The organism is Taibaiella chishuiensis (assembly GCF_003014535.1).
GTDB lineage: Bacteria > Bacteroidota > Bacteroidia > Chitinophagales > Chitinophagaceae > Taibaiella > Taibaiella chishuiensis.
In genome coordinates this window covers 224,058-237,388 of record NZ_PYGD01000001.1, presented here as the reverse complement: position 1 = coordinate 237,388, position 13,331 = coordinate 224,058, and the positions used below count along the sequence as shown (strand labels likewise).

The following is a 13,331-nucleotide window of genomic DNA, read 5'->3' as shown; positions in this document are numbered from 1 at the left end:
GTCTGGCCCTGTACTTTAGTTCGTTCGTCATTCCTTCGTCCATTTTTTACTACCGCCCGGACTTATTTCTTTTAGGCTTACAAGGCATTTTTAGCACTTTTTCTACAGTCTTGATTTTTGCTTCTTTGTATTAAGACAAAGAAGAATAAAAATCAGGGTAAGTATACCGGAGCTCCCCCAGATATTCCACTTGATCCTGTATTGTCCTTTAGCGCTAGCGCAGCAGTGTTACATTGCCTCTTTTGTTCTGGGTGCTGCCATCCAGGAAGGTAACCTGCAGGGTATAGGCATAGGCATCCATTTCCTGGGCCTTGCCTTTATAGGTGCCGTCCCAGCCCTTGTTCTGGTTCTGGCTCTGGAATACCAGCTCACCCCAGCGGTTAAATATTTTGAAATCCATGGTCGCAATGCTATAACCCCGTACATAGAGGATATCGTTGGAACCGTCGCCATTAGGGCTAAAGCCGGTAGGCACGTCGACAAGCGGCAGCACATCGGCCTGTACGGTTTTACACACCTTGTCGGAGCAGCCCACGGTATTATACGCGGTAAGGCATACCGTATACGAGCCGGTGCGGGCGTACTGGTGTTCCGGGTTGATCTCTACGCTGCCGCCGCCATCGCCGAACGACCACTGGTAACGCACCGCATTCTGCGATTGGTTCACGAACCGGGTGGGGACATTGGTTTCCGGTATCAGCGGGGTATACGAGAAGGCGGCTTTAGGGTTGGGATTAATGGTAATGGTGCGGCTTGCCGAGTCTACCTTGTTGCAGGAATTGGGATTGGAAGACACCAGCCGGATGGTATAAGTGCCCGGGCTCTGGAAAATATGCGATGGGTGCTGATCTGTCGAATTGCTGCCATCGCCGAAAGTCCAGTTATAGCTGGTGCCGTTTACCGAACTGTTGGTAATACGCAGGGTATCGCCGGCGCAGAAGGTGTCGGGCAGCTGGAAGGCGGCATTCACGAACAGTTGTTCGAACGAGAAGGTCCGGATCAGGGTATCCGGGGAGTTACAGGCCGCGGTATCCGTCATCACCATCATCAGGGTATAGGTGCCCGGGGTCGGGTAGTTATGGGGCGGCGGGTTAGGACCGGTAAAAGAAGTATTGTCGCCAAAATACCATTTGAAGGTAGCATCGGCCAGGGTGCGCCCCTGCATTGGCTGCGAGCCGTTTATCAGGGTCAGCTTGGGATTGGTACAGGTATCGGCCAGTTTATAATTGAAATTGGCATGGATGGTATCGGTGCTCACCACGATCTTCAGGTATACCGTATCGTGTGTTTTACAGGCATTGGGGTTAATGGCCACCATGCGTACATTGTACTCGCCGGGATTTATAAAGGTATGCGTAGGGGTCGCGGCGGTGGAGGTTGAGCCCGCATCATTAAAATCCCAGGCATAGGAAGTAGCGTTAGAGCTGGTATTGCCAAAGTTAACGGTGAGCGGCGCGCAGCCGGTAAGGCTGGGGTTGGCGTTGGCCTGTGCATTTACACTGCCCAGGTTAAAGGCAATTTTTACCGCACCCAGGTTACAGTTTGTACTACCCTTCGTGGCGGCGTAGGCGCCCGGCGTGGCGGGGAAAGCCGAGCCGGCGCCGCAACTTGCACAAATGGCCTGGTATACCACGCCCTGTGGGTCAAACCGGCTGGTGCCGCCATCTACGTGTTCGGCCTTGTTGGGCGAACCGAAGAACGAACCGAACAACAGGTTCAACGCATTTTTACTGAATACGATAAAATAGAAATCGCTGCCATCGGTAGTGGGCTGGAAGGCATCCGTGGTGATGGGCAGGTTATCGGTAGAGCTGCCGGGGGTGATAGGACCGCCCCAACCGGAGATATATACATTCTGACAGGTATCGACCAGGAAGGCTACCGGCGAAATATTGGGCGATGTGCTGGGCCCGCTTCCGAATACTGTTGAATACACACTGGTGCTGAGCATGCTGTCGAGCTTGATCAGGAACTGGGGCGAGCCGGGGTTGGAATAAACACCGGAGGAAACGGGGAATGCGCCGAGGGTCTGGCCCATGGCATAAACCCGGTTCTCGTGGTCGGTCTGTACGCCATAACATTGGTCATAAGCGCCCGTGCCGATAAACGTGGCTTTTTGCAGGGTATAGGCTCCTGTGTTGAGAAAGCGGCAGATGTAGCCATCGGCCAGGCCGCCCTGGTACGTACTCTTATAGGCGCCGGTGGTAACGGCGGTATGGAAATCGTTGCTCTGCGTACCCCCGGCCACATACACATGCGACTCGGCGGTATCAAGGGTCAGCACATAAGCGGCATCGTTGGCGCTGCCCCCGATAAAGGTGCTGTAGGTGAGTGTGGTCAGGCTGGGGTTAAACTTGGCAAAGATACCGTCCTGTGTACCGCCCAGGGTGCTTTTCGCTGCATTGGACGTTACGGGGAAGTTGTTGGATTGCGTACTGGCGGCCAGGTAGATATTACCCAGCCTGTCCACGATTACTTCGCTCCTGGAATCATCGCCGTAGTTGAATTTGAGGCTGGTCTGGTTGGCCGAAAAACCGGGTGCGACATTGATCCCATCGTCGCCACTGCCGCCCAGGAAGGTAGAACCTACAAGCGCGGTGCCCGTTGCATTAAACTTGCTGAGGAAGATATCGTAACTGCCGTTATGCTGGGTGTCGTACGATCCGGTTACCACGGGGAAGTCGAGCGACAACGTTTTACCGGCCACGACCAGGCTATTGGATTCGTCTACCACCAGGCTGTGCGGCATATCGTTCTGGTTGCCGCCCAGGTAGGTGGAGAACAGGGGTAAACTACCCGCTGCATTGAATTTGGTAATGGACACATCGCAAAGCATGGTTGTGCCCGGGGTGCCACCGGCAAAGGTAAGCTGGAAGGCGCCGGTTGTAGTGGGGTAACCGGCACCGTTAACGATACCGCCCGCGTAAAAGTTGCCCTGGTGATCGTAGGTGGCGGTAAAGCCCCAGTTATCGGCTACAGAACCGGTAAGTGTGGCAAAGGTGATTACCGGATCGACAATCAGGTTTTCAGAGGCGTCAAAACCTTTAGGGAAGCGGAACTGCAGTTCACGGCCATTCAGGCTGTACTGGCAGGGCACTTCTTTCAATACGCCATTGATATACTGGTAGGCGTAGGGCGCCATTTCGGTAACGGTACCCACCGAAGTCTGGATCAGCAGGTTGCCCTGGCTGATCTTCATGCCGTCTGTACCTTCGAAGGCCAGGCGTATATAACGCGGATCGGCGCCGGGTTTAACAATAAAGTCGTATTTGAGATGTCCTTTTTCTGAGCTGAGGTGCAGGTCGATATTGGGGTAGAGGTCTTTGTAGTCGATATTGCCGTAGATGCCTACGCGGCTCTTCCATCTTTTAGGGTCCTGGCCCAGGTAGTAGTTGTGGTAGTAAGCCTGTTTCTTGGCCGTCTGGGTTACCGCATTAGGGTTGGCGCCCAGCCATTTCATTTTGTAAGCGTGGAATTTCAATACCGGTGGCGTGGTAATTGCCCCGTCTTTATAATCGTGAACGAGGTCCCAGTTATGTTCGGCGCCCACTACATAGGTAATGCCTTCGTGTTCGAGGTAGATATCGGCATTGGCCGAAAGGCCTTTGTAGAGAAAGGGTTGCTCCCACTGACCTTCGTTGGCGATAAACTGCAGGGGGGCCTGCTGTGCAAAGCCTGCAGTAAAGGGAAGCAAAAAAAGAGCTATAAGTATAAATATCCGGCTCATCAGCATGAAATCGTTTATCTGTAAGGAGAGATGAAGATACTGTTTTTTTCTCCCAATCCCCTATAATAGACAGGATGCTAACATAAATATGTTGGGCCGGGCATAAGGCTGCAAGCCTTGCTGGTCAGCACGGTCATATATATTTATTTTGTTTGGCCGTTTTGATGGCATCGGCGCGCGAGTGCACATCCAGTTTAGAGTAGATGTTTTTCAGGTGGGATTTGACCGTTTCCAGGTCGATAAACATTTCTGACGCGATCCTGCTGCGGGTTTTACCATCGGCGATCTGCTCCAGTATTTCCGTCTCGCGGCGCGTCAGCGGGGAGGCCTGGCTTTTCTGGAACGAGTTGACCACCATACGGGCAATGTTCACACTCATAGGGCCGCCGCCATCCAGCACTTCGCCCAGTGCATCGATAATCTTTGCGGGAGGCGTGCTTTTGGTCAGGTAACCGGCAGCGCCGCGGCTCAGGGCATCGAACACGGTTTGCTGGTGTTCATATACCGTCAGCATAATGATATACACGTCCTCGACCTGTGCCTTGATACGGGGTATGGCTTCCAGCCCGTTTATGCCGGGCAATTCCACGTCCAGCAGTACCACATGCGGATCATCGGCCTTGATGCCTTTCAGCGCATTTTCTGCCGAGGAATAAGCATTGGCAACGGTATATCCCGGCGCTTCGTTAATCAGGTAGGTGTAGGCATCGCGTATGGTTTCGTCGTCTTCGATAATAACGACGCGGATATCTGCATTGTGGGCGGGCTGGCTCATGATGTAAACAGGAATGGAATGCTCAAATTTAACGAGAAATTTCTGTACGGCAGCAGGGCAACCCATAAAAAAGCCTTCCGTAAATAACGGAAGGCTCAATTCGTTTTCCCGGAATCGCTACAGGGAGTCCAGCTCCTTATGCAGCTCTTCTTTGGTTTTTCCTAATTTTTGCTGGAGTTTGCCATACAGCTCATCTTCTTTACCTTCTGCATAGAGCAGATCGTCGTCTGTAAGGTCGGCATATTTTTGTTTCAGCTTGCCTTTTAATTCGTTCCAGTTGCCTTTAAGGGTCTGTGCGTTCATAGCTTTAAATTTTTAAAGTTTGAAAAGTATTCCACCTGGTGCACCGTGGGTATATACTAACAGTCCTTTAAACAATTGGTTGGCAAAGCGGGGGCTAAGCTTATGTTAATCCGCCGGGGTACGGCTTAGTCAATCTCTGCGATACACTTCAGCTCGATGGCGATGGGCGTGGGCAGCGAGTTGATTTCCACGGTCGTACGGCAAGGTTGGTTGTCTTTAAAATACTCTGCATAAACCCTGTTGTATGTTGCAAAATCCCGCTTCATATTTACGAGAAAAACGGTTACGTCAATCAGTTTATCCCAGCTGCTGCCGCTTTCTTCCAGTACGATGCGCACATTGTCGAATACGTTACGGCATTGCGCTTCGAAATCGAACTCGAGGAAGTTCCCGTTCTTGTCGAGCTTCAATCCCGGAATTTCGTCGGTAACCGTACGCGGTCCTATGCCGGAGAGAAAGAGGAGATTGCCGGAGCGTCTGGCATGCGGGTACAAGCCTACGGGCTTGGGGGCTTTATCGGTAGAGATTTTTTGTGACATGACGCAAAGATAAAAGTTAAAACAGTAAAACTCACCGGCCGCTAGTATATTCCCCGGGCGGCAGGTATATAAACCGTCCGGCTTACCAGGGCGTTGCACCGTAATCGCTGAAGAATAAACCCGTAGGTCCTTCAGCATCCAGCAGGGCGTAGCGGATCACTACGGCCGCGGCCTCTTCTACGCCGATGATACCCTGGTGCTGGTTCATATCGGTAGCCGTAAAGCCGGGGTTAACCGCATTCACTTTAAAAGCCGTTTGCTTCAGTTCGTGAGCCAGGGTTACCGTATAGGCATTCAGCGCCGTTTTGGAAGCATTGTAGGCCGCCAGCTTCAGGTCGTAGAAAGGCCAGGACGGGTCGTGGTTGAGGGTAAGCGAACCGAGGTCGCTGGACACGTTGACGATACGGGGTTGCGCCGACTTGTGCAGTAGCGGCAGGAAGTATTGTGTGGTCTGCACAACACCGAAAAAATTGGTCTCAAATACCTGGCGCATATTGTCCATACTTACGGTACTGGAAGGCTGCGGCATGATACCCGAGATACCGGCATTATTGACCAGGATATCCAGGCTGCCTGCCCGGCGCTCCAACTCCTGTGCGGCGGCAGCCAGCGAGGCTGCATCCGTTACATCGAAGAGCAGGTAATCTACATTATCTATCCCTGCGGCCTGTAAGCCGGCTTTTGCTGCCTCGGCCCTTTCCTTATCCCGGCATCCGAGGTAGCTATAATAACCCTGTAAGGCCAGTTGCCGTGCGGTTTCCAGGCCTATGCCCTTGTTGGCGCCGGTTATAAGCGCTGTTTTCTGTGTTGTTGCCATGTTCTTTTTTTATTGTTGGTTGACCAGACAAAAGTAGCAGAGCGCCTCGCGGTAAAATGGTCCGTTTTACAGATTAAATGGTATCCTTTTCCGGATTTTCGGCAGCGTGCCGGTACAACAACTCATTACGGTACTGCCTGGGGGTAATGCCGGTGAAACGCTTAAAGAACCGGGTAAAATTTGAGGGATCGTAATCGAGTGCGAAGGCAATATGATTGACGGGCTGCGGGCCTTCCAGCAATTCTTTGGCCAGTTGCAGCAGTTTCTCTTCGTATACGAGGCATGCTGGTTTGCCCAACACCTCTTTTATGGTATTACTGAGGTGTGTGGGATGGATAAAGAGTTGCGCCGCCACTTCCCTGATCTCGAGGCTATGTTGCGCTACACCATTGCGCAGGTCGGTAAGGTGCTGATCGAGCCGGGCCAGGAACTGGCCGGTAATCTGGTGCTGGCGGAATGAAGGCCGGGATGCCGGCCTGGCGCCGGATGCATGTTTGAGCGGTTTCATACATACAAAAGTAGCGGGCAATACGTACCGGATCTTGCGGTCTTTTAGTGCTTGTTCTCACTTTGCGCAGCGTCCCCCTGCGGGGAGACGCTGCGGGGACAACAAATATACTGCAATACCAGTTCCTTGCGGGGAATGTGATCCTGTGAATTTCATTTTTTCTCGCAGCGAGCGCAGCGCCGCTGCGAGAAAAAAATATAGTTAGATTAACCGAATCGCTTTGCCGGGGTCCATATACTTCTTCGTCTTTTTTGCCTGATCGGAAATGTTGCTAAAAGATATCTCTTCCCCGCGGCATATACTGCAAGGGATGTTGTGCAGCATGACGGACATGGACCAGGGCTTTAATCTATCTTAAATCCTTTACAGGCGTCTGTCCATTGCTCCCTGTTGCCGTAGGCCATCGGTTATTCTATTCTTTAGGGCTCAAATTTTGTTTTGCCGCGACGTCTCTGCAAGGGGTGGTTGCGGTATCAAGGTCTATGGCTACTTCCAGCAAACGTTCATAAACAGCCCGTGTATGAGCAGACGCATAAAAAAAGCCGTTGAAGCAGGGCTCCAACGGCTTTGATATTTTGGTCGTATATCGAAAGAAAGCTTACAACTTACGTTTTACTTCCACTTCTTCGTAACCTTCAAGGATATCGCCGATCTGTATGTCGTTGTAGTTTTTAATACTCAGACCACATTCGTAACCGGCATTGACTTCTTTCACGTCGTCTTTGAAACGCTTCAGGGAAGCCAGTTCGCCGGTATGTACTACGATACCATCGCGGATGATATTGATACGGGTATTGCGGGTAAACTTGCCGTCCAGTACGTAACAACCTGCAATCGTACCTACGCCGCTGATCTTGTACACTTCGCGGATCTCGATATTGCCCACCACTTTCTTTTCGAGGGTAGGTTCCAGCATCCCTTCCATTGCGCTCTTGATTTCTGCAATGGCGTCGTAGATGATGGAGTAGTAGCGGATCTCGATGTTTTCCTGGTCCGCGAGTCTTGCAGCCTGTGGCGAAGGACGTACCTGGAAGCCCAGCATGATCGCATCGGATGCACTGGCCAGCATTACATCGCTCTCCGTGATCTGGCCAACACCTTTCAGTACTACATTCACCACTACCTCTTCGGTAGACAGTTTCTGCAGGGAGTCGCTCAGGGCCTCGGCAGAACCATCGAAGTCGGCTTTGATAATTACGTTCAGCTCTTTAAAGTTACCCAGTGCCAGACGACGGCCGATCTCATCAAGGGTGATGTGTTTGCGGCTGCGTAAGCCCTGCTCCCTCATGATCTGTGCACGGTGGTTGGCTACGCTCTTCGCTTCTGTCTCGTCGGTGTATACTTTAAATTTCTCACCAGCCTGCGGCGCACCGTTCAGGCCCAGCACCTGTACCGGTGTGGAAGGGCCTGCGATATTGATCTTCTGACCACGTTCGTTGAACATCGCCTTGATCTTACCGAAGTACTGGCCGGATACGATCATGTCTCCCTGGTGCAGGGTACCGCCCTGAACCAGTACGGTAGATACATAACCGCGGCCTTTGTCGAGCGAAGCTTCGATGGTAGAACCAGAAGCCTCGCGTTTCGGGTTGGCTTTCAGCTCCAGCAGTTCTGCTTCGAGCAATATTTTTTCGAGCAGCAGGTCGATATTCATACCTTTTTTGGCTGAAATTTCCTGGCTCTGGTATTTACCGCCCCAATCCTCAACGAGGATATTCATGCCGGCTAATTGTTCTTTGATTTTCTCTGGGTTAGCGCCTTCCTTATCCATTTTGTTGATCGCGAAGATCATGGGCAGGTTGGCAGCCTGGGCGTGCGAGATGGCTTCACGCGTCTGTGGCATGATGGCATCGTCCGCCGCGACAACGATAACGGCAACATCGGCCGCTTTCGCACCACGGGCACGCATCGCGGTAAACGCTTCGTGACCCGGGGTATCGAGGAAGGTAATGCTCTTGCCGGAATCGGTCGTTACCCTGTAGGCGCCGATGTGCTGGGTGATGCCACCGGCCTCGCCCGCTACTACGCTGGCGTTGCGGATGTAATCAAGCAATGAGGTTTTACCGTGATCGACGTGACCCATGATGGTTACTACCGGAGCACGGGGCGACAGATCCGCTTCATTCTCTACGATTTCTTCTTCCTCATCAGAGCCTTCTTCCAGGTTAATGAATTCTACTTCGCGGTCAAATTCGCTGGCCACCAGTTCGATTACCTCCGCATCCAGGCGTTGGTTGATCGATACCATGATACCCAGGCTCATACATTTGCTGATGATATCGGCAAAGCTTACGTCCAGCAGGTTGGCCAGTTCGCTTACCGAAATGAATTCGGTAACCTGGATTACGCTGCCATCGTTGGCCTGCTCTGCAGCAGCACGTTTCTCAGCCATTTCCTCGCGTTTGTTACGGCGGTATTTGGCTTTGAGGTTTTTATTACGCGCTCCGCCACCGGCCAGTTTGGCCTGTGTTTCGCGGATTTTGTCCTGGATTGCTTTAGCGTCGATTTCCTGCTCGTGGCCGGTATTGGCGCCGGTTCTGCCTGCAGGACCGCGGTTATTATTGTGATTGTGCCTGTTGCCACCCTGGTTCTGGCCCGGGCGGTTGTATACAGCGCGTGGCGCGTCGTTGGGTTTAGCGCCCGGACGGTTGGCATTCTGGTTGTTACGGTTACCCTGGTGGCCCTGTTGTGTGCCGCCGGTATTACCCGTTCCGCCCTGCCTGTTGTTGTTGTTACCGGTTTCCGGTTTCTTATCAACGGGTATGCGCTTGCGCTTGCGCTTTTCTTTACGTTCCTGTTTACCGCTTACGGTATTTACCGGCAGTTCGATCTTACCGATAATTTTAGGACCTTCCAGCTTGGGCGCCTTCATTTCGATATGCTCCCTTACTTCCTCTTCGGGTTGTTGGGGCTCTTCTTTTTTAGGCGTAACCGCAGCGGGTTGCTCGGTAACTACAGGAGGTACTACGGGCGCTTCTTTGGCTACTGGTGTTGGCGGTACCACTGGTGTTGGTTCTGGTTTGGCCGGTGCGGGAGTTTCCGCTGGCTGTTCGGCCGGCTTCGGCTCTTCGGCTTTTTTCACAGGTTCGTCTTTCTTCTTATTACCGGCACCTTTTTTAGGCCGGGTACTCAGGTTGAGGTCATCCAGGTTAATTTTATCCAGGATTTTCGGACCTTCCAGCCTGGGCGACTGTGTTTCGATATGTGCGGGTTCGGCAGGCTCTTCGGCTGTTTCCTGGCGCGGCGTATCTGCTGCCGGCGCAGGTTCCTGTACGGGTGGGGCCTGCTCTTCAACAGCGGGCGGGGCCTTGATCTCAGGCTCAGGCGCTTTCTCAGGTTCCGGCGCAGGTTGTGGCTCTGGCTCGGGCTGGCTTTCCTGTACGGGTTCAACTTTTTTCGGCTCAACCTTCATTACCGGCTCGGCTTTCTCTTCTTTCCGGACTTCTGCCTTTTCTTCTTTTTTATCCTTGGCGGTAATATCTAATTCTTCCTGAGATTTGTTCAGGTTATCGATAAGGGAACCTTTGGGCAAAGCAATAGAATCGCTTTTGCGTTTTGCTGCTTTGTCTTGTGCAAATTCAGCCTGGAGCGAGTCGTACATCTCTTCGGTAAGCTTGGTATTCGGCTTGTTGGCCTCAATATCAAAACCTTTCCCTTTCAGAAATTCGACCAGCGTTTCCTTTCCGATGTTAAACTCTTTGGCGGCTGCCAATAATCGTGGTGTATTTGTTCCTATGGACATTCGTTGTTTCAGCTTTCAACCTACGGGCTACCTCATGTGGTAGTATTTTTCATTTTTAATAGCCCGTCTTTAGTTCGGTTGAAAACAAAAGGGAGCAAAACTATATTATAATCCTGCAAATGTAGGGTTTTTCCCTACGTTTACAGCGGGTACTTCCGGTAAAACTAAAAGAAGGCTTATGCATCACTTCCGTCTTCTTCAAATTCCGCCTCTAATATGCGACGTACGTCCCTTACGGTTTCTTCTTCCAGGTCGGTACGGCGGATCAGTTCTTCCACAGACAGGTCGAGTACGCTCAGCGCGGTATCGCAACCTACCTTTTTGAATTCGTTGATCACCCACTCTTCGATCTCGTCGCTGAATTCCTCCAGGTCGATGTCGAAGTCCGCAGATTCTTTAATGTCGCGGAATACGTCGATACCATAACCGGTAAGCTGCTGGGCCAGTTTAATGTTCACCCCTTTCTTACCAATCGCCAGTGATACCTGGTCGGTATCCATGTATACGTCAACATGATTTTTCTCGTCATTTACATCAATACGGTTCACTTTAGCCGGCGTTAATGCACGCTGGATCAGCAACTGGGTATTGGTGGTAAAGTTGATGATGTCGATATTTTCGTTGCGCAGTTCGCGTACGATACCGTGAATACGGCTTCCTTTCATACCCACACAAGCGCCTACCGGGTCGATGCGGTCATCGTAGCTCTCTACGGCTACTTTAGCACGCTCGCCGGGTTCCCTTACAATCTTACGTACCACGATCAGGCCATCGAGAATTTCCGGAACTTCAATTTCCAGCAGTTTCTCCAGGAAGGACGGGTGGGTACGGCTCAGGATAATGTAAGGCGTATTGTTGCGCATTTCCACTTTCTTCACTACGGCACGGATGGTTTCGCCTTTTTTGAAAAAGTCGCTTGGGATCTGCTCTGATTTAGGCAGCAGCAGTTCGTTGCCATCGTCGTCGAGCAGCATCAGTTCTTTCCTCCAGATCTGGTATACCTCGCCGGTAATAATTTCACCTACGCGGTCGGCATACTTCTGCAACAGGCCATTCTTTTTCAGGTCGCTGATACGTGCCGCCAGTGTTTGTTTGGCAGCCAGGATGGCGCGACGGCCGAAATCGAATACATTCACCTCTTCATACAACTCTTCACCTACAGCATAGTCCGGCTCAATTTTAATCGCTTCAGAATATTCAACTTCAGCAAGATCATCTTCAGAAAACCCGTCTTCTACGATCAGGCGGCGGCGGAAGATTTCCAGGTCACCCGTCTGATCGTTCACGATCACATCAAAATTATCATCAGATCCGTATTTTTTACGGAGCAGGGTCTTGAATACATCCTCCAGTACCTTCATCAGGGTGGAACGGTCTATATTTTCTGCTTCTTTAAAATCCTGAAAGGATTCAATAAGGTTAATACTTGCCATTTTTTTAAGTATTAAGTATTGTCTCTGAAAAATCAGGTCACAAAAATAACAATTTTTGGCCTTTTTTCCTGTACACAGTACTTTTTAAAATGATATTTGAACTACTGTTTTTTTAATGTCGCCGAACGGGATTGCCGTACTGGTCACTTCTTTCTTCTTGCCGATGGTTTCCTCCAGGGTTATTTCCGCTTCGGTGGCTGCTGTCAGCACACCGTTACGTACCTGGTCGTCCTGCAGGGTTACTTCTACCTTGCGGCCAATATTTTTTACATACTGGCGGAAAAACTTCAGCGGTTCGTCGATGCCGGCGCTGCTTACTTCCAGCGAAAAGTCGCCATCGGGGAACATTTCGCTTTCTTCCAGTTGCTTATACAGGCTCCTGTTGATCTTGGATACGGCATCGATCGTAACGCCGGTATCGCCGTCGAGATAGATCTTGATATTGTTGGTCGGCTTGATCTTGATGTCTACCAAAAACAGGCTGGAGCCATCTATCAGCGCTTCGAGCCGGTCTGTGATTTGTTTAATGATACTATTTTCCATGTGTTTATTCCTGCCGGAAGACTGTATAAAAACCGGCTTGCTCCGGCCTTAAAAACGAAGAAGGGGGGCTTATGAGCCCCCTTCTTAATCCTGACAGGATGCAAAGATACGTATTTTTTACAATTCCAAATGCATTTTTGTAGCCGTGTATGCATCTTTTTGTTAAATTTCCAGGATGATGCCCTGTTGCAATGCACAATTTTAAACAGTACGATCCGTTTTAATGTGAAAACCACCATTTTCATGAAACGACTGATTGTATTGCTGTGCCTGTTGCCGGTACTGGCATCGGCGCAACGCTTCGAGCTGGCCCTGCAGGGCGGTATTTCGGGTAATATAGTACCCCCCAGCCTGCTTAGCCGCCGTGCAGCGGCTACGGAACAACCACTTTTCCGGACAGGCGGGCTCAATCCTGTTTTGCAGGTAACCGGTTTTTGTTTCGTGCAGCACCGGCTTAAATTAGGACCTGTGCTCCGATATTTCAGCACTTCAGCCGAAATATCGGAAGATATCGCTGCCAACGGGTACCGGACAGGCAAGCTCTCCAACGCCATCATACAGTTCCTGTCCGAATGTGATTACCGGTTTGTCGACGGCCGTAAATTCACCTTCGACGCCGGCGTCGTGGCAGGGCCTGCTCTGCATATTATCAGTGGCGCCCATTCTATTAATCGTTGGAGCACCGATGCATCAGGCAGCTATCATCAAACCGGTTTTACGATCGGGTTGAATTTTACGGGCAGGTACCTGGTCGCAAAAAGAATGTCGGTCAATGTATCTGCCAATCCCATTTATAATATGCTTTCCGCACCCGAGGATCAATATACGCAGTATGGCAGCCATAAAAATTATTCCACCTTATGCCTGCCGGTTACCGCAGGTATAGGCCTGGTCCTGTAATACAACAAAGCAGGCCGTGCTGGGGGCCTGCTTCGTTGGTTATG

10 protein-coding genes are annotated in these 13,331 nt (G+C 51.2%); 1 reads left to right on the top strand and 9 read right to left on the bottom strand.

The window, feature by feature from the left end; translation table 11 throughout:
• Window positions 1-214 precede the first annotated feature (214 nt).
• The 9 genes from B0I18_RS00980 to B0I18_RS00940 all read right to left on the bottom strand — a co-directional run bounded on the left by B0I18_RS00980 (window position 215) and on the right by B0I18_RS00940 (window position 12,387).
• Window positions 215-3,694: a T9SS type B sorting domain-containing protein gene (locus B0I18_RS00980; RefSeq protein WP_181358283.1), complete on the bottom strand. Its 3,480-nt coding sequence runs from the start codon at window positions 3,692-3,694 to the stop codon at window positions 215-217.
• Between the two features lie 166 nt (window positions 3,695-3,860).
• Window positions 3,861-4,601: a response regulator gene (locus B0I18_RS00975; RefSeq protein ID WP_245882023.1), complete on the bottom strand. Its 741-nt coding sequence runs from the start codon at window positions 4,599-4,601 to the stop codon at window positions 3,861-3,863.
• Between the two features lie 18 nt (window positions 4,602-4,619).
• Window positions 4,620-4,805, bottom strand: a complete 186-nt coding sequence (locus B0I18_RS00970; protein ID WP_106520781.1) for a CsbD family protein — start codon at window positions 4,803-4,805, stop codon at window positions 4,620-4,622.
• Between the two features lie 125 nt (window positions 4,806-4,930).
• Window positions 4,931-5,344 carry a RidA family protein gene (locus B0I18_RS00965; protein ID WP_106520780.1) on the bottom strand — a complete coding sequence of 138 codons (414 nt, stop codon included), beginning with the start codon at window positions 5,342-5,344 and terminating at the stop codon, window positions 4,931-4,933.
• Window positions 5,345-5,426: 82 nt separating this feature from the next.
• A complete protein-coding gene (locus B0I18_RS00960; protein WP_106520779.1) occupies window positions 5,427-6,161 on the bottom strand; it encodes an SDR family oxidoreductase in 735 nt (244 codons plus the stop codon).
• 73 nt (window positions 6,162-6,234) lie between these two features.
• Window positions 6,235-6,669 (bottom strand): helix-turn-helix domain-containing protein, encoded by a 435-nt coding sequence (locus B0I18_RS00955; RefSeq protein WP_106522011.1) that lies wholly within the window; start codon window positions 6,667-6,669, stop codon window positions 6,235-6,237.
• A 598-nt stretch (window positions 6,670-7,267) separates the two neighbouring features.
• A complete protein-coding gene (gene infB / locus B0I18_RS00950; RefSeq protein WP_106520778.1) occupies window positions 7,268-10,411 on the bottom strand; it encodes a translation initiation factor IF-2 in 3,144 nt (1,047 codons plus the stop codon).
• Window positions 10,412-10,587: 176 nt separating this feature from the next.
• Complete coding sequence (gene nusA, locus B0I18_RS00945) at window positions 10,588-11,844, bottom strand: transcription termination factor NusA (RefSeq protein ID WP_106520777.1); 1,257 nt, start codon at window positions 11,842-11,844, stop codon at window positions 10,588-10,590.
• Window positions 11,845-11,928: 84 nt separating this feature from the next.
• The gene (locus tag B0I18_RS00940; protein ID WP_106520776.1) at window positions 11,929-12,387 is read right to left on the bottom strand and encodes a ribosome maturation factor RimP; all 459 of its coding nucleotides are present in this window, start codon (window positions 12,385-12,387) and stop codon (window positions 11,929-11,931) included.
• A gap of 243 nt (window positions 12,388-12,630) precedes the next feature.
• Here B0I18_RS00940 and B0I18_RS00935 point away from each other — a divergent pair, with 243 nt between their 5' ends.
• On the top strand, window positions 12,631-13,287 hold the full coding sequence (locus tag B0I18_RS00935) for a hypothetical protein (RefSeq protein ID WP_146146622.1): 657 nt from the start codon (window positions 12,631-12,633) through the stop codon (window positions 13,285-13,287).
• Window positions 13,288-13,331 lie beyond the last annotated feature (44 nt).

Excerpts from the sequence above, each read along its gene's own strand:
- B0I18_RS00940 (WP_106520776.1), bottom strand. The coding sequence starts at position 12,387 with ATGGAAAATAGTATCATTAAACAAATCACAGACCGGCTCGAAGCGCTG.
- nusA (WP_106520777.1), bottom strand. The coding sequence starts at position 11,844 with ATGGCAAGTATTAACCTTATTGAATCCTTTCAGGATTTTAAAGAAGCA.
- B0I18_RS00935 (WP_146146622.1), top strand. The coding sequence starts at position 12,631 with ATGAAACGACTGATTGTATTGCTGTGCCTGTTGCCGGTACTGGCATCG.
- B0I18_RS00960 (WP_106520779.1), bottom strand. The coding sequence starts at position 6,161 with ATGGCAACAACACAGAAAACAGCGCTTATAACCGGCGCCAACAAGGGC.
- B0I18_RS00955 (WP_106522011.1), bottom strand. The coding sequence starts at position 6,669 with ATGAAACCGCTCAAACATGCATCCGGCGCCAGGCCGGCATCCCGGCCT.
- B0I18_RS00965 (WP_106520780.1), bottom strand. The coding sequence starts at position 5,344 with ATGTCACAAAAAATCTCTACCGATAAAGCCCCCAAGCCCGTAGGCTTG.
- B0I18_RS00970 (WP_106520781.1), bottom strand. The coding sequence starts at position 4,805 with ATGAACGCACAGACCCTTAAAGGCAACTGGAACGAATTAAAAGGCAAG.
- infB (WP_106520778.1), bottom strand. The coding sequence starts at position 10,411 with ATGTCCATAGGAACAAATACACCACGATTATTGGCAGCCGCCAAAGAG.